General features: G+C 62.3%; 21 protein-coding genes and 1 pseudogene. 12 read left to right on the forward strand and 10 right to left on the reverse strand.

The annotated features are described in order from the left end of the window. From RI518_RS06505 to RI518_RS06520, 4 genes and pseudogenes are all read right to left on the reverse strand, one after another. Window positions 1–252: pseudogene (locus RI518_RS06505) on the reverse strand (porphobilinogen synthase); the annotation flags it as partial. Between the two features lie 2 nt (window positions 253–254). Next, complete coding sequence (locus tag RI518_RS06510) at window positions 255–1,046, reverse strand: uroporphyrinogen-III synthase (protein WP_310689653.1); 792 nt, start codon at window positions 1,044–1,046, stop codon at window positions 255–257. Next, window positions 1,043–2,011, reverse strand: a complete 969-nt coding sequence (gene hemC / locus RI518_RS06515) for a hydroxymethylbilane synthase (RefSeq protein ID WP_310689654.1) — start codon at window positions 2,009–2,011, stop codon at window positions 1,043–1,045. The genes RI518_RS06510 and hemC overlap by 4 nt, the downstream gene beginning before the upstream one ends. After that, window positions 2,008–3,327, reverse strand: coding sequence for a glutamyl-tRNA reductase (locus tag RI518_RS06520; protein WP_310671766.1), 1,320 nt, complete (start codon window positions 3,325–3,327; stop codon window positions 2,008–2,010). Before RI518_RS06520 ends, hemC begins: the two co-directional genes overlap by 4 nt. Window positions 3,328–3,399: 72 nt before the next feature. Here RI518_RS06520 and hemE point away from each other — a divergent pair, with 72 nt between their 5' ends. The 8 genes from hemE (at window position 3,400) to phnE (RI518_RS06560) (ending at window position 11,285) form a co-directional block, all read left to right on the forward strand. After that, a complete protein-coding gene (hemE, locus tag RI518_RS06525; RefSeq protein WP_310671767.1) occupies window positions 3,400–4,479 on the forward strand; it encodes a uroporphyrinogen decarboxylase in 1,080 nt (359 codons plus the stop codon). Further along, entirely contained in the window at window positions 4,476–5,900 is a 1,425-nt protein-coding gene (locus tag RI518_RS06530; RefSeq protein ID WP_310689655.1) for an FAD-dependent oxidoreductase, read from the forward strand. Before hemE ends, RI518_RS06530 begins: the two co-directional genes overlap by 4 nt. Further along, window positions 5,893–6,576, forward strand: a complete 684-nt coding sequence (gene hemQ, locus RI518_RS06535) for a hydrogen peroxide-dependent heme synthase (protein WP_310671770.1) — start codon at window positions 5,893–5,895, stop codon at window positions 6,574–6,576. Before RI518_RS06530 ends, hemQ begins: the two co-directional genes overlap by 8 nt. Next, entirely contained in the window at window positions 6,573–7,670 is a 1,098-nt protein-coding gene (locus RI518_RS06540; RefSeq protein ID WP_310671771.1) for a ferrochelatase, read from the forward strand. The genes hemQ and RI518_RS06540 overlap by 4 nt, the downstream gene beginning before the upstream one ends. A gap of 158 nt (window positions 7,671–7,828) precedes the next feature. Further along, on the forward strand, window positions 7,829–8,785 hold the full coding sequence (locus RI518_RS06545) for a phosphate/phosphite/phosphonate ABC transporter substrate-binding protein (RefSeq protein WP_310689656.1): 957 nt from the start codon (window positions 7,829–7,831) through the stop codon (window positions 8,783–8,785). Window positions 8,786–8,848: 63 nt separating this feature from the next. Beyond that, entirely contained in the window at window positions 8,849–9,643 is a 795-nt protein-coding gene (gene phnC, locus RI518_RS06550; protein WP_310671773.1) for a phosphonate ABC transporter ATP-binding protein, read from the forward strand. Further along, window positions 9,640–10,449, forward strand: a complete 810-nt coding sequence (phnE, locus tag RI518_RS06555; RefSeq protein WP_310671774.1) for a phosphonate ABC transporter, permease protein PhnE — start codon at window positions 9,640–9,642, stop codon at window positions 10,447–10,449. Before phnC ends, phnE (RI518_RS06555) begins: the two co-directional genes overlap by 4 nt. Further along, window positions 10,446–11,285 (forward strand): phosphonate ABC transporter, permease protein PhnE, encoded by an 840-nt coding sequence (gene phnE / locus RI518_RS06560; RefSeq protein WP_310671775.1) that lies wholly within the window; start codon window positions 10,446–10,448, stop codon window positions 11,283–11,285. Before phnE (RI518_RS06555) ends, phnE (RI518_RS06560) begins: the two co-directional genes overlap by 4 nt. 69 nt (window positions 11,286–11,354) lie before the next feature. Here phnE (RI518_RS06560) and RI518_RS06565 read toward each other — a convergent pair whose 3' ends face one another. Both RI518_RS06565 and RI518_RS06570 read right to left on the reverse strand, forming a co-directional pair. Continuing rightward, on the reverse strand, window positions 11,355–11,681 hold the full coding sequence (locus tag RI518_RS06565; RefSeq protein WP_310671776.1) for a lycopene cyclase domain-containing protein: 327 nt from the start codon (window positions 11,679–11,681) through the stop codon (window positions 11,355–11,357). Further along, window positions 11,678–12,010 (reverse strand): lycopene cyclase domain-containing protein, encoded by a 333-nt coding sequence (locus RI518_RS06570; RefSeq protein ID WP_310671777.1) that lies wholly within the window; start codon window positions 12,008–12,010, stop codon window positions 11,678–11,680. Before RI518_RS06570 ends, RI518_RS06565 begins: the two co-directional genes overlap by 4 nt. Window positions 12,011–12,053: 43 nt before the next feature. Here RI518_RS06570 and RI518_RS06575 point away from each other — a divergent pair, with 43 nt between their 5' ends. After that, entirely contained in the window at window positions 12,054–13,040 is a 987-nt protein-coding gene (locus RI518_RS06575; RefSeq protein ID WP_310689657.1) for a Brp/Blh family beta-carotene 15,15'-dioxygenase, read from the forward strand. 53 nt (window positions 13,041–13,093) lie between these two features. On the opposite strand, the gene RI518_RS06580 is transcribed toward RI518_RS06575, so the two are convergent. The 3 genes from RI518_RS06580 to RI518_RS06590 form a co-directional block, all read right to left on the reverse strand. Then, on the reverse strand, window positions 13,094–14,140 hold the full coding sequence (locus RI518_RS06580) for a DivIVA domain-containing protein (RefSeq protein WP_310689658.1): 1,047 nt from the start codon (window positions 14,138–14,140) through the stop codon (window positions 13,094–13,096). Between the two features lie 48 nt (window positions 14,141–14,188). Then, window positions 14,189–15,235: a mechanosensitive ion channel family protein gene (locus RI518_RS06585; RefSeq protein ID WP_310671781.1), complete on the reverse strand. Its 1,047-nt coding sequence runs from the start codon at window positions 15,233–15,235 to the stop codon at window positions 14,189–14,191. A gap of 84 nt (window positions 15,236–15,319) precedes the next feature. Then, window positions 15,320–15,805, reverse strand: a complete 486-nt coding sequence (locus RI518_RS06590; RefSeq protein WP_310671782.1) for a phosphate-starvation-inducible PsiE family protein — start codon at window positions 15,803–15,805, stop codon at window positions 15,320–15,322. 32 nt (window positions 15,806–15,837) lie between these two features. Between RI518_RS06590 and RI518_RS06595 the strand changes: the two genes are divergently transcribed. The 3 genes from RI518_RS06595 to RI518_RS06605 all read left to right on the forward strand — a co-directional run bounded on the left by RI518_RS06595 (window position 15,838) and on the right by RI518_RS06605 (window position 18,016). After that, a complete protein-coding gene (locus RI518_RS06595) occupies window positions 15,838–16,464 on the forward strand; it encodes a DUF1349 domain-containing protein (RefSeq protein ID WP_310689659.1) in 627 nt (208 codons plus the stop codon). Between the two features lie 79 nt (window positions 16,465–16,543). Beyond that, window positions 16,544–17,362 carry a DUF1684 domain-containing protein gene (locus tag RI518_RS06600; RefSeq protein ID WP_310671785.1) on the forward strand — a complete coding sequence of 273 codons (819 nt, stop codon included), beginning with the start codon at window positions 16,544–16,546 and terminating at the stop codon, window positions 17,360–17,362. Between the two features lie 150 nt (window positions 17,363–17,512). Then, window positions 17,513–18,016 (forward strand): DUF3145 domain-containing protein, encoded by a 504-nt coding sequence (locus RI518_RS06605; RefSeq protein ID WP_310671786.1) that lies wholly within the window; start codon window positions 17,513–17,515, stop codon window positions 18,014–18,016. Here RI518_RS06605 and RI518_RS06610 read toward each other — a convergent pair. Then, a partial coding sequence (locus tag RI518_RS06610) for a hypothetical protein (protein WP_310689660.1) occupies window positions 17,999–19,222 on the reverse strand: 1,224 nt, incomplete at its 5' end. The two genes, RI518_RS06605 and RI518_RS06610, sit on opposite strands and share 18 nt — an antisense overlap.

The raw sequence follows: 19,222 nt of genomic DNA on the forward strand, positions 1-19,222 counted from the left end.
CGGATCCCTCGTGGTGGGAACGCCAAAAACCATCACACCGCCAAGCCCGGCCGCCACCGCTTCATCCACCACCTCCCGAAGGCTCTCCACGGTGTGTTGCATCACTCCGGGGAGGCTGGCGATGGGCCTCGGAGAGTCGATTCCTTCTTTGACAAACACGGGCAGAATGAATTGGCTGGGGGCGAGGTGTGTCTCGGCGACCAGGTCGCGGATCGCGCGGTGGCTTCGAAGTCGTCGGGGTCGATGCGTGATGTTCACTGGCCGGTGCCCTCACTGGTGTCCTGAATGGTGTCCTGCCTCAGCGGTGAGGCGAGCGCGTGCACGACGGTGTCGGCGACGGCGCGTGCTGATGATGCGGGCGAGGTCGCCCAGACGGGTAGCCCCAATCGCTCCATCTCGCGCGCTGTCGTGGGTCCGGTGGCAATCAGGGCCACCGAGGCGTGGGGCTTCGGACAGTGTTGGTGCAGGGCCCTGGCCGCGCTGGGCGAGCGCACCACGACGGCATCAAGGCCGCCGTGATGGACCTGGAGCGCCGAAGCAGGTGGGGTGTCCACCACTGTGGTGGTGTAAAACACTTCCTCGTGCATGACAAATCCCTTTGGGACAAGGGTGTCCGGAATTGAGCGCATCGAAATCGACCCGGAGGGCAGGATGACCGGGGCCGGCTCTTCGGCTGCAATGGCATCGGCGACGTAGCGGGAGGTCCCCTCCTCGGCGAGGAGCACCTCCGTGGCACCCAACTCTCGGGCGCGTCTCGCCGTGGATTCGCCGATCGCGGCAAAGCGAATCGACGGGTTGTCGGCGATGGTCTCTTCCAAAAGCCCTGCCGGCAGTTGGCCTTGCCAAAAATCGACGGCGTTGAGTGAGGTCACGACAAGCCATTTGGTCCCCGCGGCGCCGAGAAGGTCAATGAGTCTCATCGCCCCGGCTTCGTTGGCCACCGCGGAGACTTCCAACCACGGCTCCACGATGGTCTGGAGCCCCCTGTCTTCCAGGGCCGCTCGATCGTCTTCGTTTCGCCGGGGTCTGATCAACAACACGCTCATGAACCCTGTCCTTCCTTGCCGAGCGCCCTCCCCAGTGCGGTGGAGGCTAAAACCTGGGCGTGCTCGAGACCAAAGTTCCACGCGGTGGCTTCGTCACTCACGAGTGCGTCAAACGAGCTCTGTAGCTGACCGGAGGTGCTGACGACCTCGCCGGTGTCGGCATCGGCCAATTCCGCCCTCAACGTGAGCCCACCGGTGGGTTCCTCGCCACCTGGTTCCCAGGTGGCGAGAGCTGATACTGCTGTGTGACAGCCCGCATCGAGGCCGATCAGGATGGCTTGTTCGACCCGCGTGCAGAGCCTTGCCACGGGGTCATCGAGCCGCTGCAGCACAGCGAGAGTTTCGTCGTCATCGCTCCTGCACTCCACCGCGAGAGCGGCTTGGCGGGGCGCCGGCAAAAACACGGTCGAATCTAACTCTTCGCTGATCTGGTCGAGCGCGTCGATTCGGGCAAGGCCCGCCCTGGCCAACACGGTCGCGTCGTAGTCACCGCGCAGCACTTTGTCGATGCGAGTGGTGATGTTTCCACGAATGGACTGTGGCCGCAGGTCGGGCCTCGCCCGTCGGATACTCGCTGCCCGCCGCGGGGAGGACGTGCCGACCACGCTACCCGGGGCGAGCTCGGACAGCGGCAGATCACCCCGACTGATCAACACGTCAGCGGGGTTTTCGCGCTGGGGCACAGCGGCCAGTGTGATGGCCTCATAGGGCGCTGCCGGGAGATCCTTCATCGAGTGGACAATCACGTCAACTCGGCCCGCGAGCAGTTCTTCGCGCAGTCGAGAGACAAAAATTCCGGGGGTGGGGGCTTTTGAGAGCTCACCGGTGTATTCATCGCCTTCGGTTTTGACGACGACTTCAGTCCAGTCCGGCGCAGTGCTGAGACTCTGCTCGAGCCTGGCCATTACCCAGAGTGTTTGGGTCCTGGCGAGTTGGCTTCCGCGGGTCCCGACCCTGAGCGTCATCTCGCGCCTGGCTGCGACGGTGATTTCGTCGGTTCGTCACGTGTCGCGGAGGGCGCAGTGGGTTCGACGGGCTGCTCGGGGTGGAGGTCAAATAGCAGCGACAACGCCGTTGCGTATTCGTCCTCTCGGCCGTCTTTGGCCAGTTGCCGGGCCCGCACGGTGGGCGTGTGCAGAAGGGCCCTGGTCACCCGGCGCACTACCCGCTCAATTTCGTCGACCTGTTCGGCGCTGAAGCGCCCCCGCGCGCGGGAGACCTCTTGGTTGATGCGCGACTCCATGTCACTGCGCAGAGCGGTAATCAGCGGGTCGACCCGGCGCACCCGCTCGGTTTCTTCAAAAAGCTGGGCCGCCTCCTCGACAATGCGGTCAGCTTTGACAATCGCGTCGCGGTGTTCAGCGGGATTATCTTCGCGCAGTTGGTCCAAAGTGATCAGTGTGCAACCGGGCAGCGACGAGACTCGCGGGTCAATGTCGGCCGAGAGTGCCACGTCAATGAGGAGAAGTGGGGCCGCTCGAGAAGATTCTGTGACAGCAGCCCTGACCATTTCCCAGCCCAGTGCATAGCCGGATTGGCCACTGGCGCTGATCACCCAGTTCACGCTCTGGAGCACGCGGGGCAGATCGGCATATTCCACCGATTCGACGTCGTGTTGTGCGGCGAACTCCTGGCCGCGGCCCGAGCGCGAATACACCCTGATCGAGTCCACACCGCGTTTTCTCAACGCTTGGACGACCACCCGCGCGTACGCCCCGGTGCCGATAATTAACGCGGAGGGTTGCAGGGGTTGACCGAGGGCGCGCTGTGCACGGTCGAGGGCAGTGTGCACCAGGGAGCGACCCGACGCTCCGACACCCGTGTGCGTGGTGACTGATTTTGAGACCGCGTGGGCGCGTTGAAAGAGTCGCTGTAGTCGGGGCGAGACCATGTCGTAGTTCTGCGCACTGTGTAACATGCGCTTGATTTGGCCGCCGATTTCGCTCTCGCCCAGCACCATCGATTCGAGGCCCGATGCGGTCGCGAACAGGTGTCTCGTGACGCTGCCCCCGGTGAGCACCCGGAAGACCTTGGCGACCTCTGATTCGTCCGCGTCGAGGTGGCGGGCAATGAGAGAAATCAGGTCTGACAGCGTCTGTTGTGTGTCCTCGGTGTCGACATACATCTCGGCGCGGTTGCAGGTCGCCACTACGACGGCTCCCAGAACCGGGTTGCTCCAGGTCGCGAGTTCCTCGCGGAGGGCGTCTTGGGCCACGTCAAAGTGGTTGAGCAGACTCAGTGGCGCGTCGTGAAAATCCGCGCCCAGAAAAACCACAGACATACCCCCACGGTATTAGGGGGCCAGCTGACACTCTGTCAGCCAGCCCGGTATTCACACCCGCACACTAAAGGAGTGACGTTGCGGCCCGGCCACCCCTTGAATTCTGGGGCGAGCGCGTCCAGCGCAGTGGTCCGCCAGCTCCGCGGCGACCAGAAGGCTGCGCGTCCGGTCTGGTTCATGCGCCAGGCGGGGAGGTCGCTTCCCGAATATCGTGCGCTGCGAGAGCGCTACGCCATGTTGGAAAGCTGCGTCACGCCCGACATCGCAGCCGAAATCACCCTCCAGCCGGTGCGCCGACACGGGGTCGATGCGGCCATTTTCTTCTCCGACATCGTGGTGCCGTTTTTGCTGGCCGGCATCGATGTGGAAATTCAGTCTGGAGTGGGCCCCGTGATCGACCAGCCGGTGCGAAGCCACCGGGACCTGGATCGGCTGCGCCCCCTGGAGGCGCACTCTCTGGAGCCCATTGCCGAGGCGGTCTCCCAGGTCGTTCAGGAGTTAGGTTCGACGCCACTCATCGCGTTTGGTGGTGCGCCGTTCACACTGGCGTCCTATCTCATCGAGGGGGGACCCTCGAAGGATTTGGCGATTACTCGGGCGATGATGAGCGAAGACCGCGAGCTGTGGGATGCGGTGTTGACGTGGTGTGCCGACATTACGGCGGCGTTTATTTCCGCGCAGGTTCACGCCGGCGCGAGCGCTTTGCAGCTATTTGACTCCTGGGCGGGAAAGCTCGGGGCGCAGGACTACGTATCCTCCGCGGCACCGCACTCGGCGGCGCTTTTTTCCCAACTCGATGACCTCGTCGATGACTCGGGCACCCGAGTGCCACGTATCCACTTTGGCTTAGGTACGGCGGAATTCTTGCCCGAGATGTTGGCTGTGGGGGCTGACGCGATCGGCGTCGATGCCACCATCACGTTGGCCAAAGCCCACGCCGCGCTGGGCGGAGAGGTTCCCCTGCAGGGCAACATCGATGTGGGTCTTCTCGATGCGCCGTGGGAGGTGCTTCGCCGGCATCTGGATGACGTTTTGGAATCTGGTCGGGTGGCGCCGGGACACGTGCTGAACCTGAGCCACGGGGTGCCCAAAGACACCGACCCCGATGTGTTGACCAAAATCGTCGACTATGTCCACGAGGTGGGCTCGTGATCGAGGCCGCTGTGGGTCCCGCCCCCGCCATGTCTCCTCCGATCCAGGTCGACCGGGTAGTGATTGGTGCCGGGTTTTCCGGAGTGCTCCAGGCGCTGCGGGCTCACGCGGCTGGTGAGAGTGTGGTGGTGCTCGAGGGCACCGATCGCGTCGGCGGGGCGCTCTACGGGCACACGGTTGATGGGCTCACCGTGGATGCAGGTGCGGAATCGTTTTCCGTGGTCACCCCGGAGATGGCCGATCTGCTTCGATCGTGGGGTGTGGAGAGCAAGATCGTCTCCCCAGAGCCCACGCCACCACGCGTTGTCCTCTCCCGCTCGTCGGTGCCCGTGCCGCGAGGTGTGATGGGCATTCCGGCGGGACGAGACGTCCTGGAGGCGAGCGGGCTGTGTGATGCGCAGGAGCTCGCCGACGCGGCGAGGAAAGATTCACAGCCGATCCCGGACTGGACCGGCTGGTCAGTCTCGGATGTGGTTTCCTCCCGGTTGGGACAGCCCATTCTGGAGCGTGTGGTCGCTCCCGTGATTTACGGGGTGTTTGGAACCCATCCGGACGCCTTGGAGGCCGACGCGGTCTTTCCCGAATTGCTGGGCGTCGCGAAAGAGTGCGGGTCCCTTCTGGAAGCCGCCGCCACGTTGCGGGCGGATGGACCGTCCATGGGCCAGGCGGTGCAGTCGCTTCACGGCGGACTTCACCAGCTGGCCCCACTGATGGAAGAGCGCTTAGCCGAGCGCGACATTCCCGTCTGGCTTTCCTCGCCGGTCAGTGGCATCACCCCGGTGGACGGCGGATTTCTCATTACCGGCGCGGCGTCATTTATTGCCCCGCGCGTGAGTCTGGCTGTGGGGCCGGCGGCGCTCAAGTCGCTGCTGGCGGGCCAAGAGGACCTCCTGCCTGCACTGGACGCACTAGAGCCGGTAAAAAGTCGCGTCGCCATTGTCACGCTCGACGATGACACCCTCAATGACTTTCCGGTGGGCTCCGGTGCGCTGATTGCCGATGAGGTGGCTGTGGGGGTTAAAGCCCTGACCCACGTCAACGCGAAGTGGGCCTGGTGGTCGGAGGTATTGCCCCGCGACCGGCACATCGTCAGGTTGAGCTTGCATCAGGAACGCTCTCCCGGCTCTTCTGTGGGTGGGGACGTGGCCAGTGGAAGTGACGCGGAGCGCACGGTGGTGCTGGATGCTCTCTGGAGGGTGTTATCGGTGCCGAAGGAGTCGGTGCGCGAGATGGCCTTTCACAGCTGGAGTGACGTGTTGATGCGCCCACGCCCGGGTTTTCGCCGGCAGATGGCGTCATTGACCACCGAGGCGGCCGCGCGCGGTATTGACATCGCCGGGGGAGTGGGTAGCGGAAATGGTCTGCTGCGCATTGCCAAAAGTTTTCTCACCCAGACCACACAGGAGGTACACCGTGTCTGAAGCGCTCGAAGAAATCAACGACACCATCCGCTACACCAATTGGACGGCTTACAAGATCCAGTCCGGAATTAGCGACCCGTTGCAAGCTGCCGCCGACTGGGAGGCGCTAGTCGCGACCTGGGCCGCGAGGGATATCACCGTGCGCGGCGCTTATGACCTCCGCGGCTTTAGCGGTGCTGCGGACCTACTGCTGTGGTTGCACGCTCCCGAGGCACACCTCATCCAGGAAGCGCTGCACCAATTCGATGCCTCGGAGATGGGAGGTCTCACCGAATCGACGTGGTCGGGAATGGCCTTGCACCGACCGGCCGAATTCAACCGCCGGCACGTGCCCGGGTTCATGATGGGTAAAGAACCGGCGCAGTGGCTGTGCTTCTACCCCTTTGTTCGCTCCTATGACTGGTATCTGCTGGAGGAGACGGAACGACGCGAAATGTTGGTGGAACACGGCAAAGAGGGGTCGAAATACCCGTCGATTATTTCCAGCACCGTCGCCGCCTTCGGTTTGGGCGATTACGAGTGGTTGCTCGCGCTGGAATCCGATGTGCTCCACGACATCGTCGACATGATGCGTGACCTGCGCTACACCAAAGCCCGACTGCACGTTCGAGAAGAGGTCCCGTTTTTCACGGGACGCAAAATGACGACACACGAAATGGGGGAATTGTTTTCATGAGTTATGACGCCATCCTGTTGGCCTCTTTCGGTGGACCTGAAGGCCCGGACGAGGTAATGCCCTTTCTGGAGCGGGTTACCGCCGGTCGAGGGGTCCCCTACGAGCGCCTGGTCGATGTGTCCCACCACTACATGGCTCTCGGTGGCGTGAGCCCCATCAACCAACAAAATCGAGAACTGCTCGACGCCCTTCGGCAACGCTTTCCCGAGCGCGGCATCGACGTGCCCATCTACTTCGGTAACAGAAACAGCGAGCCGTATTTCGCCGACGTCATCCAGCAGATGTATGACGACGGACATCGCCGAGTATTGGCGTGGGTGACGTCGGCTTATTCCTCGTATTCCGGGTGCCGGCAATACCGAGAGAACTTTTATAAGGCGCTGGAGGACACTGACCTGGTCGACAAGATGACAATCGATAAAGTGCGTCACTATTTTGATCACCCCGGATTTGTGACACCCGTGGCCGAAGACCTGGCCAGCCATCTGGCGAGGATGGCCAGCGAAGGAGTCGACCCTGCCGATGCCGTCGTGATGTTTGCCACCCACTCGGTGCCCAACACCATGGGCGAAACCAGTGGTCCACCGGCGAGGCGCGGAGAGTTTGAACAACCAGGTGGTGCCTACGCCGCTCAACACCTCGCCGCTGCCGCACTAGTCATCAGTGAAGTCGAGCGTCGCGGTCAGGTCGCCCCCGACTGGGAGCTGGTGTACCAGTCACGAAGTGGAAGCCCGTCGGTTCCGTGGTTGGAGCCCGATGTGAACGACGCGATTCGTGCCGCCAAAGCCCGCGGCAAAAAAGCGGTACTGGTGTCGCCGCTGGGCTTCGTGAGCGACCACGTCGAGGTGATCTGGGATCTGGACAACGAGGCGAAAGAAACCGCCGAGGAAGAAGACCTCTGGTTCGCTCGGACCGCCACGGCGGGCACCCACGAAGCCTTCGTGGATGGAATCTGTGACCTGCTGTTGGAGCGTCTGCAGGGAACCGAAAAAGTCGCGCTGTCGGCGCTTGGACCATGGCCGGAGTTCTGCGCGGTGGGCTGTTGCCCCAACAGCCGCCGTGAGCTTCCCACCGTGGCCGAAGCCTCGGCGTAATCGTCCAGTCAGACGGTCACTGGGAAGACTGAGAGGTGGATGTCAGCCAATGGATACGTCCTGTAAATGTTCCGTTCATCCACAAAAGTAGGCTGTGTACAACGGGTTGAAGAAGGCTGTTTCGGCCCGCCTCACTACCTATTCGCCAAGGAGAAAAATTGAGAACACTGTCACTCGCGGCACTGGGTGCCGCTACTGCGCTCACCCTGAGTGCTTGCGCTGGTTCTTCTGAGCCCGATGAGTTGGTCTTCACCCTGACGCCTTCCCAGGAAGCCGGCGGACTGATCGAAACCGCGGAGCCGCTTGCGGACCTGCTGGAAGCGGAACTCGGTATTCCCGTGTCAGCGCTCGTCCCCAGCGACTACGCCGGTGTGATTGCGGCTCTCGCCTCCGGGCAGGCCCAAATTGCCGGTGGTCTCGGACCGCGCCAAATGGTGCAGGCCGAAGACCAGGCAGACGCCGAACTGCTGCTTCAGTCGGAGCGCTATGGTTCGCTGCTCTATGTGACCCAGTGGATCACCAACGACCCCGACACATTCTGCGATGACGAACCCGTCGCCGACGATGAGGGCTACCTCTACTGCAACGGTGTTCTCGGCTCCGACGTAACCGACGGCCCGATCGGTGCCGACAAGTTGAGTCTGCTCGAGGGCCAGACCGTGTCGTTTGTGGACCAGGGTTCCACCTCCGGTTACGCGGTCCCGTCGCTGCAGCTGCTCGAAGCAGGAGTCGACCCGATCGACGGCATCGAGGGAGTCTTCGCCGGCGGACACGACGCCTCCGTGCAGGCCGTCTACGACGGTGACGCCGTGGTGGGTGTGTCCTACAACGACGCCCGCGGTGACATCGCTGAGACCTCACCGGACGTCGGCGAAAAAGTTGTCGTCTTCGGTTGGTCCGGAGCGATCCCCAACGACGGTTTTGCCGCCTCGGGGGAGCTCTCACCTGAACTGCGCCAGCAAATCCAGGACGCCTTCGTCGCCATCGCTGAAACAGAAGAGGGCGGCGCGTTGTTGAACGAGCTGTACAACATTGACGGTCTGGTTCCCGTCGAGTCGGCCGACTTCGACGTGATTCGCGATTTGGAAGCTGAGTTGGGCGACGTTCTCGGTTAATCGCAGTGTTCATCGATGGTGGCCCGGCACGGTGTGCCGGGCCACTGTCATAGGGTCGAGGATATGGCGGGAGACGCGATGATTCGTCTGGTCGATGCGACGGTGGAGTATCCCAATGGGACTCGCGGACTCGACGGTGTCTCCCTGGAGATCGAACCCGGTGAGTTCGTCGTCGTGGTGGGGCTCTCCGGTGCCGGAAAATCCACCCTCATTCGAACCGTGAATGGCCTGGTACCCATCACCTCGGGCGAGCTGTATGTCGATGGCGACGCGGTTCACACCATGACACGTCGCGAGCTTCGCCGCTTGAGGGCACAGATCGGGATGATCTTTCAAGGCTTCAACCTCGTCGACCGCGCCAGCGTGTTGGACAACGTTTTGGTGGGCCGGCTGCACTCTGTTCCCACCTGGCGATCACTGTTTGGTCTCTACAGCCGCGTGGACACCGAACTCGCTGCCGAGGCCCTCGAACGGGTGGGCATGTTGGAGCGTTCGCACTCGCGGGCGACCGCGTTGTCTGGTGGCCAACGCCAGCGCGTCGGTATCGCCCGGGCCCTCGCCCAGCAGCCCAAAGTGGTGTTGGCCGATGAGCCGGTGGCATCGCTCGATCCACCGACATCTCACGCCGTCATGCAGCACCTGCAGCAAATCAACCAAAACTTGGGAATCACGACACTGGTGAACCTGCACTTTTTAGATCTCGCCGTGGCATACGGCCAGCGCATCATCGGTTTGCGGGAGGGGAAAGTGGTTTTTGATGGTCCGGGCGAAGCGTGCACACCGGACGTATTTGAGGGAATCTACGGCCGGTCTCTGACCGCGGAGGACACCCTCACCGACGACGCCGAGCTGGGATGACGAGCGTCGTCGAAGGGGCAGTGAAGAAGCCCCCACCGACACCACGGCCGAGCAGCTTTGCTCTGCTCGGGAGCCTGCTGGCGGTCGTCCTCACGGTCATCACGGCGATTACCGTCGAATTTTCTTTCGCCGAGCTCATCGAGAACCTGACCAGGCGCAACCTTGTGGTCGAAGGGTTGCTCTCCCCGGATGTCTCACAGGTTTGGTCGGACCGGTCTCTTCGAGCGTTTATTGAAACGCTGCAGCTGGCCATCTTGGGCACCGCCACCGGCGGTGTCGTCGCTCTTCCGTTGGCGATGTGGGCCACAGACTTTGGCAACCCGAATACTCCCCTGCGGGTCGCGGTGCGCACCCTAAACGCCGTCATTCGCTCTATCCCGGACCTGCTGTGGGCATTGCTTTTTGTCACCGCGGTGGGAATTGGCGTGCTGCCGGGTCTGCTGGCGCTCTTTTTCTTCTCCATTGCCGTGGTCTCGAAGCTGACGGCCGACACGCTAGACGGTGTCGACCGCGGGCCAATCGAAGCCGCTCTCGCGAGTGGGGCGAGCGTTCCCCAAATGCTGCACACCGCGGTGTTGCCACAAATTCTCCCCGCCTACAGTTCCTTCCTGCTCTACGGCTTTGAACTCAACCTCCGAGCGTCGGCGGTCCTCGGCTTAGTCGGTGCCGGGGGTATTGGCGCGCGCATTGAGTTTTTCCGAGGCCGCGGGGAATGGAGTGAAGTGTGGGGACTGGTGCTCATGTTCTTCCTCGTGGTCTTTATTGTGGAGCGCGTCTCGGTGTCTGTGCGTCGGAGGTTGATATGACCCGGCCCAGCATCCCGGTGAAGCCCGCCGATTGGGTGAGACGCATCGGCACCGCGGTGGTCGTGGTTCTGGTGCTGTGGTCGCTGCTGGGCCTAGACATCAAGTGGGAGCGACTCATTGACCTGCCCGCCGACCTCTGGCGCGTGGCGGTGTTGATGTTTGGTCAGATGCCCTTTGACGAAACCGGAACACTCATCGCCGCACTGTGGGAATCGGTGTCGATTGCCTGGCTTGGCACGATGATCGCGGCCATTTTCGCCATTCCGCTGTCCTTTTTAGCCGCCGAAAATCTGGTGGGGCGTCCTATCGCTTGGTCGATGCGGCAGGTCTTCAACGTATTGCGCGCAGTCCCCGAAGTGATTTTGGCTATCGCGTTGATTCCCATTTTTGGTCTCACGCCGATGGCGGGAGTGCTCGCTATCGGGATTGGTTCGATCGGCACGCTAGGTAAACTTTTCTACGAAATCGCCGAGGGTATTCAACCGGGCCCGATCGAAGCGGTGGATGCCACCGGGGCGAACCGCCTCCAGCGCTTGCGCTGGGGTGTGCTACCCCAGCTGCTCCCCGAATACGCCTCGTTTGTGCTCTACCGTTTCGAGGTGAACATTCGCGCCTCGGCGGTGATGGGTCTGATCGGTGCCGGTGGCATCGGAAACGATGTCGCCCAGGCCCTCCGGTTTAAAGAATTTGGTACCGCCGGGTTGGGCCTGTTAATCATCATTGTGGGCACCATCGCCATCGACTACCTCTCGGGAATGGTGCGAAAGCGCATTATCAATGGCCCCGGAGCAACGGGGGGAAGCAGGATGGCGGCACCTGCGCCGATTACCGCCTAACACCAAGCAAGCGCCCCACGCAGCAGGCGCCCCAACCCGCGGGCGCGCCATTTCGTGGTTATTTCGTGGTTATTTTGAGCGGTGGTGTGTCGCGGGGCGTTCACTAGGGGAGGGACTAATGGTCAGCCATACCGCAAGGGTAATCACGATGAGCGCGAAGCCAAATGCCAGATCCTCGACCGGCGCATAGGCGATGCGCAAACCGGTAATCATGTCCGGGTCGTACTGAACGATTCCTCGGCCGGTCAGCCAGCCGTTGGTGAGTAATTGGAAGAAGACCAGAATGGCCCAGGCGAACCAGAAACGCCCCTGGGTGAGTAACCGGGTGCGCAGAATCACGAGATCCAACACTGCGGCGACGAGCACCCCGGTGGCGGCGAGCAGGGTGTAGGTCACGAGGTCGCCCGCGAACGCACGATTTCCAGAAAGCGCGTCACGCCCTCCAAGGTCAACACGGCGGCGATCGGGATGATGATGAAAAAGAGGTACTCCTCAAGCGGCACGTTCAATGGCCCCACGATGCCCAACATTTGCGAGCGGTCAAAAAACCAATGCCTCTCCGAAATGGCCCACGCATCCCACAGGATGAAGGGCGGAGCGGCCACCGCGACAGTGGCGAAGAGGCGCCCCGGTCGGCGGTAAACCCTCAAGTCAAATGCCCACTCGAGCCACCCCGAAGCGAGAAGCACAAAGCCCAACATCGCCATGTAGGACCATTCGAGCACCCGCCTACATTACCGTGCTCTCGGCGAAGATTAAGCTGGTGGTATGCACGAATCGGTGGTGACTCTTTTTCGGCGGACCCGCGATGTGTCCACCGGGGCAGCCCTCGCGACCGCAGCCATTTCGGCGGTTTTGCTCGCATCGGGAATCGGCGGCTCCGCCCAATGGCAGGTGTGGTTTGCCGTGATTGCCCTCGCCGCGGGTATTCCCCACGGCGCGATGGACCACGTTGTCACGGTGCCGGGGATGCAACCGGCGCGAATGGCCCTATTCATTACCGGGTACCTGGCGGTGGTCGCGCTTGCCATCGTGGCGATATTGACCTGGAACGTGCTCGGCTTCGCCCTGGTGGTCGTAATGAGCGCCGTGCACTTTGGCATCGGCGACGCCGCCTTTTCCAGAGAGCTGGCCCGCGCCCAGTCGCCCGCCACGACACGAGCACCCTGGTGGGTTTATGCCATCCCCGCGGGTGCGCTCCCGGTCGTCGTTCCACTGACCAGTCAGCAGGCTGACGATGCGCTGGAATTTGTTAACCCACTGCTGCGTGACTGGCACCAGGGTGTGGGGCCCTATGCACTCTGGGCGAGTGTGCTGGCCGGTGTGGTGGCGATCATTTGGTTGGTGCTGCGGGGGCACTACCGAGACGCCCTCGATGTGGTCGCCCTCGGTGCTCTGGCCCTTCTCGCACCGCCCCTCGTCGCGTTTGCCGTCTACTTTGGCTTCTGGCACGCCCAGCGGCACACCGCGCGCCTAGTGCTGGAAATGCCTGAGGCGATCACACGCTCCAGAGACCACTCTCCGGCGGCGGGTTTTATCCGGGCGGTACTCCCAGGGCTTCCGGCGCTGTTGGGGACGATGGTGGTCGCCGCGGCTCTCACGATGATCACCGGGGGTGACCTGCAGGCGAATTACTTGTGGATCGCGCTGGTCGTGGTCTGGGCGCTCACCGTGCCCCACATGGCGCTGACCTGGCGGTTGGACCGCGACGCCCTCGGGGCTCATCAGACAGACCGGGCAGTACTCAGCGGTTAGTCCCCGACAGCGCGGCTAATCCCTGGCAGAGCGGCTCGGCCCCGACAGAGCGGCTAGGCCTTGGAAGAATCCTTGTCGTCGAGGTCGTCGTCGTCGAGGTCGTCGCCCTCGGCCACGACCTCCTCGGAAACGAACCCCTCTTCGCTGGATGCCTCGCCGGGGGTGGAGTTGCGCTCGTCGTCGATGTTCGCGTCCACCCTGGAGAGTTGGATGAACGTCTCGACCGAGCTCACCCCCGCGTCATCGGTCTGACTCTGCGTGGGAAGCTCCATTTGGCTGACCCGCTCCAGCTGCTCGGTCACTGAGCGGCGCATCCGATTGACGACGGTCATCGAACCGCTCACGTCTTGGCTCACCTGGTTCATCTGTTCCACGGCGTCGCTCAAGATGCGCTTGGCGTAATCCATGGCTTGGGTTCCGATTTCTTCGGCGCGACGCTTCGCCTCGCGCACAATCTGTTCGGCGTGGGCTTGAAGTTCACGGCTTCGCCGCTCTGTCGACTGCGCATACCGGTCGGCCTCGATGTAGGTCTTTCTCGCGTAAGCGTCAGCCTGGTCGCGCACCTCAGACTCTTTGCGCTCCAATTCGAGGGTGGCCAGTCGAATTTGATTGTCCGAGTTTTGGGCACGCTCTTCGGCGTTTCTGAGAATTTCGGCCGCTTCGGATTTCAGTTTTTCGGCGCGGGAGTTGGCGAAGCGGACAATTTCTTCGGCTCGGCTCTCCGCGCGACTGACCTCTTTATTGGCCTTTTCGACCTTCTCCTGGGTTTCTCGTTCGATTTGTGTCGCCTGACGCTCCGCTTCGGCGACCAGGGACTTTGCTTCGACTTCCGCCGCGCTGCGGCGTTGCTCAGATTCTTGGTTCGCTTCGTCTCGCACACGCGTCGCGTCTGTGCGGGCGGCCGCGAGAACGGCGTTTGCCTCAGCGCCGGCGTCTTCTACCTGCTTCGCGGCGTTGAGACGTAGTTGGGTGTAGGCGGCGTCAGTTTCTTCAAGCTGCGCGCGCACCTGAGCGAGCTCGGCTTCGAGCTGCTCGACGGCCGAGACGACTTCGTCTGGGTCGTAGCCACGGAGAACTCTCCGAAAATCCCTTCCATCCACACCGTCACTCTAATCGAGCAATGTGTCGTAAAAGTAACATCGGCAGAATTAGCCGCGTTTTTTTTCGGGCTCGCCTTCGACGATGACGCGGGTACTGGGCAGAGCGTCGGGGTAATTCTCACGCACCCACTCCACGATGTGCTCTCGAATGGCGCAGCGCAACGACCACTGATTATCGGAGTCTTCGGCGGAAGCCACGAAACGGATCTGGAGATAACCGCCGGTGGCGTCGGTGACTAAGCAGTTCGCCACCCGCTGGTCCCAGAGATCCGTCGTCTCGAGGAAGCGGTGAAATTCCTGGCGAACCTGGTCAACGGGCACTCGCCAGTCCATGTCGATCAACACCACGCCGTAGACCTTGGGCGAGTGCCTCGTCCAGGTTTCAAACGGGTTGCTGGTGAAGTACGTCGAGGGGACAATCAGGCGTCTTTCGTCCCAGATGTAGACGACGACGTAGGACAGCGTAATTTCGCCGACTGTTCCCCATTCGCCCTCTACGACCACCACGTCTCCGACGCGGACGGCATCGCTAAAGGCCAGCTGAATACCGGCGAAGAGGTTTCCGAGCACAGACTGGGCGGCCAGGCCACCGATGACGCCGAGAACACCGGCCGAGGCGAGGACGCCGGCTCCGAGTCCGCGAATGTCCGGGAAGGTAAACAGCGCCAGCCCGATGGTCAGAATGCCAATAACCGCGTTTCCGAGGCGACGCAGGAGGCGCAGTTGGGTGGCGATTCGCCGAGTATCGGCGTTATTTAAATCACCCTGTTCGAAGGTGCTGATGATTCGGGAGATGGAGTAATTGACGACCTCTTGGAGGAGGAAACCGGCCGAGAGAATCAGCAGAATAAGCAGCGCTTGGGTGCTGATCTGCCACCACAGTGCGTCTGCTTCGGCCACCGAGGCGACACTGATCAGGCTCGCCAGGACGAACACGGTGAACCGCAGCCGCGGGCGAATGTCCTCGTAAGCGGGTGGTAGCCAGAGCACCTTGCGCCCGATAATTTTTACCACCAGCCACAGGGCAAGAAGCACCACCAGGGCGACGCCCAGGGCGATTCCTGCCTGCGTCGCTACCTGAATCGCAATATCCACGGTCTCCTCCTCGGGCTCCAGTGTAAAAGTGTGCCAGCGGGGGAGACGCTCAGGGTGACAACACCCTGTGGTCCGAGCCGATGATTAGCGAGACTCCGCGCGATGTTCTCGCTCCGAGCGCCTCACGAGCAGGATGGCAAACACCAGCGCGAGGACAACACCGGCATTAACCCCCAGCTCGAGAATCGCTCGTTGGAACTCTTCGGTGCTTTTGCCTTGGTTCAGCGTCAGCGACGAGCCCACCGAGAGGATGTGCCGGACACTGGCGATGACACCGATGACCAGAAACTTACTGAGCTGGAAAAACCCGTCGGTAAATCGTGCCACCACGGTGCGAATGATTTCCAAAATAATGACGATGAAGAGGACGTCGTTGATGGCTTCGAGCATTCCGTTGGGAAAAAACGGCCGGATGGTGACCACTCGCCACACCGTGACACCGACGGCGGCAAGCGCTACGGCGAGCAGAATGAGACCCAACACGGCGTGGACGATGTCTTCAATTCCGTCTAAGAGCCGTTTGGGGACAATGCCCGTGTTGTCGCGTGACACGTTGCTTTCTGTGGCCATGTGTGACCTCCTTGGCCCCCACACTACGGTGCGTGGCTGACCAGCGAAAGAAAACCCACACGATTAGCCTGTGGAGCGTGAAAACCATTGTGTGGAGCGAAGGCAGTTGGCGAAACCCACCGAGTGAGACAGACAGCACAGAGGGGGTTCTGCGCGCCCGGAGCGGCGATCACACCGACATGTGGCGACACACCAGCTACGGCTTCGTGCACGACTCTGGCCACGCACTCTTAGCCCCGCTGGAAGACGGTGAGGCGATGGAGTGTGACGTGGAGGCGAACTACCAGCATCAGTTCGATCAGGCGGGGCTGATGGTCTTCGCCTCCGCCACGCAGTGGATTAAGTGCGGCATTGAGTACTCCGATGGCCTCGCGCAGCTCGGTGCGGTCGTGACCCGGGAGGTCTCCGACTGGTCGGCTGCCCCGGTGCCCGACTGGGCCACGGGCGTGACCAGTTTCCGGGTGAGCCGGTCGGCAGATGCGCTCACGATTCGCGCCAAGCGAGTGGGGGAGGACTGGCAGCTCGTACGCCTGGCCCCGATCGACGCGTTGCAGAAATGGCAGGCCGGTCCGTATCTCGCCAGTCCCACGCGTGAAGGGTTCGAGGTGCGATTTTCTCGGTGGCAACGCGGGCCTGCAGACTCGACTTTGCACGAGTAGGGATTTTCGGGCGTGTGAGTGGCGCATCGGGTGAGCACCTCCCATAGCCTGGACTCCTCAGTCACAAGCGAGGTTCACGATGACCGAAGAGGCCACTGCCCGATACGCCACCTTCGCCGAGCGCCGCCGCGAGGCGGCGCTCAGCCCGCAAGGCTCTTTGGCCCTGATTAATACCCAGTGGGTGAGCCAGGAGCAGAGTGTGTGGGGCGCTCCGGGCCTGTGGTCGCCGCGACCAGACGGTGAGCCCGGACTGATGGTCACCGCGGTGGCCTCGGATCACATCAGCATCGACGGGGTTGTAGTCGACGGCCAGGCTGTGGCCTCCCCGAAGGGCGAACAGCCCGCCTCAGACGTCCGCTTTTCTCCGACCGTGAGCGCCACGGTCATATCCGGTGAACCCGGGTACGCCCTTCGCGTGTTTGACCAGAAATCAGAGGATGCCACCGGTTTTTCTCACATCGATCACTACGACTACGACCCCGATTGGGTCCTCACCGCCTCCTGGCGGGAGATTCCCGGTGGATCCATCGTGGGTTTTGAACACCTCAAAGACGATGGCAACCAGCGAGACGAAGTTGTCCCCGGTGACATCATCCTGGAATGGGGCGGCGAGTCGTACACGCTCAGTGCCTTTAAGGCGGGCAGCGCGCTCCAACTGGTGTTCGCCGATGCCACCAGCGGCGCCGAGACCTACAGCGTGGGGCGTTTTCTCTTTTGCGCACCACAGCCCGATGGCACCATCACCCTGGACTTCAACTACGCCGTGTTGCCCCCGTGTGCCTTTAGTTACCAGTACAACTGCCCGCTGCCACCGCCCAATAACCGGTTACCGTTTGCGATACGTGCGGGGGAGAAGCAGGTCATGGCCCACTCCGGTGGCCTGCTCCACCCCGAATAGCCCCGACCGGGCAGTCGGGCCCGCGGTTCCTGAAAACCACACGGTTGTTATTTGAGCGACTCGTGTGGGATACTACGTATACAACTGCACAGCACTCCACGCGTTTCTGTGGTCGATGGGGAAGTCGAGCCAACAGGAACGGAGGAGAACATGGTGGCACCGACGGTGAGTGGGGTGCTTTTTGTGCATGCCGCTCCGCGCGCGCTCGCTCCCCACATCGAGTGGGCTCTCGGCAGTGCGCTGGGCACCCAAATCAACCTGGAATGGGTCGAACAGCCCGTCCTCCCCGGTGCCCTGCGCACCGAATACACCTGGTACGGCCCCGTCGGCACGGGGGCCATGCTGGCCAGTGCGCTTCGTGGCTGGGAACACCTGCGCTACGAAGTCACCGAAGATGCCTCTCCCGGAGTCGACGGAATGCGTTTTCTGCACACCCCGGATTTGGGCGTTTTTGCGGCACCAATGGATGCGGCGGGTAACCTCGTCATCCCAGAAGATCGCGTGCGCTACGCCATTGAGGTCGCCGCCGGAGACGCGACAGAAATCACGAGAGAGCTCTCGCTCGCACTCGGCAGCGCCTGGGATGACGAACTAGAGCCCTTTCGACACGCAGGAGACCACGAGCGGGTGGTCTGGCTACACCGCGTCGGTTAGGCCCAGCGCAGCGCGCATCGCCCGCACCCTGGCCTGACCCAAGGCGAGGCGGGCGAGAATCAACGAGAGCGCCCCGAGAGCAAACAGCCCGAACACTCCGGCAGCCACCCGGCCGGTGTCGGCACCGGCGATCGCGGCAATCAGGGCATCCGCACTCCACGCCATCGGGCTCAGTCCCCCCAGCGTTTGGTAGAGCCCAGGCAGCGCCTCGAGCGGGATGAGCGCTCCCAGGGTGATGACTTGGATCACTCCGGCGGCAACAGAAAGTGACACGAGTAGCTGCGGTCGCCACAGCCACACGAGGTAGTGCACCGCGGTGAATCCCAGTGCGGTCGCTGAGACCACCAGCGTGGACCAGCCCAGGTCGCCCAGGGCGAGACCACCGAGGGTGTGCATCAGCGCGATCGCCACGACGGCTTGAATTGCCACGGTACCGAGGACGGGCAGGAGCGATTTGCGCACGATCCGTGCGGTGGTCGCCGTGGAGCCCAGAATGCGTTGGCTCAACGCGGGCAGTCGCAGCGTTCCCAGCAAAGCGACAAACCACAGCGCGACGGGAACAAACACACTCGTGAGAGTCTCTTGGAAGCCAATACTCTCCGGCTGGTCGTCTTCTCTGAAGTTAATCGGGGCCATCAGAGTGTCGAGTTCACTATCCGAGGGCTCCTCGACACCTTCTTCGGCGATCTCGCTCGCCGCGTCCGAGAGCTCGTCGGCAAATTCACCCATTCCCTCAGCGAGCTCCGTCGTGCCCTCGTCTAAGTCACCGACTCCGTCGTCAAACTCCTCAACGCCGTCGGCCAGGTCGATAATGCCCGAGCGAATCTCGTCGGAGCCCTCCTCCAGGGGGTAACTGTTTTCGGCCAGCGCGTCTGCACCTTCATCCAGACCGGTAATTCCGGTGCGCACCCCGGAGATTGCTTTGTCAACATTCGTTGACAGCGTTGCACCACCGCCAGCGGCGGTCGAGAGATCGGTCACCAAATCGTCCAAGGTCTTATCTCCGGTCGGTGAGGGTGTGCCCGGAACGAGGTCTGCAACAGTCTGGCCACCACCTCCCAAAAGGTTTGCTTTTTGGTAAACGCCGAGAAGAGTTGAAAGTCCGCTAATCCCGTCGGTGTAAGTCTCAACACCGTCCGCAAGGTCCGGTAGATCTTTTGTGCCACGGTTGAGCTCTTCGGCCCCATCGGCCAGTTCGCGAAGGCC

This window comes from Pontimonas sp. (genome assembly GCF_031581085.1).
Classification (GTDB): domain Bacteria; phylum Actinomycetota; class Actinomycetes; order Actinomycetales; family Microbacteriaceae; genus Pontimonas.

What these genes read in the sequence shown, in the direction of transcription:
- RI518_RS06510 (WP_310689653.1), bottom strand. Translation starts at nt 1,046, where the DNA reads ATGAGCGTGTTGTTGATCAGACCCCGGCGAAACGAAGACGATCGAGCG.
- phnE (WP_310671774.1), top strand. Translation starts at nt 9,640, where the DNA reads ATGACGAGCGTCGTCGAAGGGGCAGTGAAGAAGCCCCCACCGACACCA.
- RI518_RS06605 (WP_310671786.1), top strand. Translation starts at nt 17,513, where the DNA reads ATGGTGGCACCGACGGTGAGTGGGGTGCTTTTTGTGCATGCCGCTCCG.
- phnE (WP_310671775.1), top strand. Translation starts at nt 10,446, where the DNA reads ATGACCCGGCCCAGCATCCCGGTGAAGCCCGCCGATTGGGTGAGACGC.
- hemC (WP_310689654.1), bottom strand. Translation starts at nt 2,011, where the DNA reads ATGACGCTCAGGGTCGGGACCCGCGGAAGCCAACTCGCCAGGACCCAA.
- RI518_RS06575 (WP_310689657.1), top strand. Translation starts at nt 12,054, where the DNA reads ATGCACGAATCGGTGGTGACTCTTTTTCGGCGGACCCGCGATGTGTCC.
- phnC (WP_310671773.1), top strand. Translation starts at nt 8,849, where the DNA reads ATGGCGGGAGACGCGATGATTCGTCTGGTCGATGCGACGGTGGAGTAT.
- RI518_RS06540 (WP_310671771.1), top strand. Translation starts at nt 6,573, where the DNA reads ATGAGTTATGACGCCATCCTGTTGGCCTCTTTCGGTGGACCTGAAGGC.
- RI518_RS06600 (WP_310671785.1), top strand. Translation starts at nt 16,544, where the DNA reads ATGACCGAAGAGGCCACTGCCCGATACGCCACCTTCGCCGAGCGCCGC.
- RI518_RS06520 (WP_310671766.1), bottom strand. Translation starts at nt 3,327, where the DNA reads ATGTCTGTGGTTTTTCTGGGCGCGGATTTTCACGACGCGCCACTGAGT.
- RI518_RS06590 (WP_310671782.1), bottom strand. Translation starts at nt 15,805, where the DNA reads ATGGCCACAGAAAGCAACGTGTCACGCGACAACACGGGCATTGTCCCC.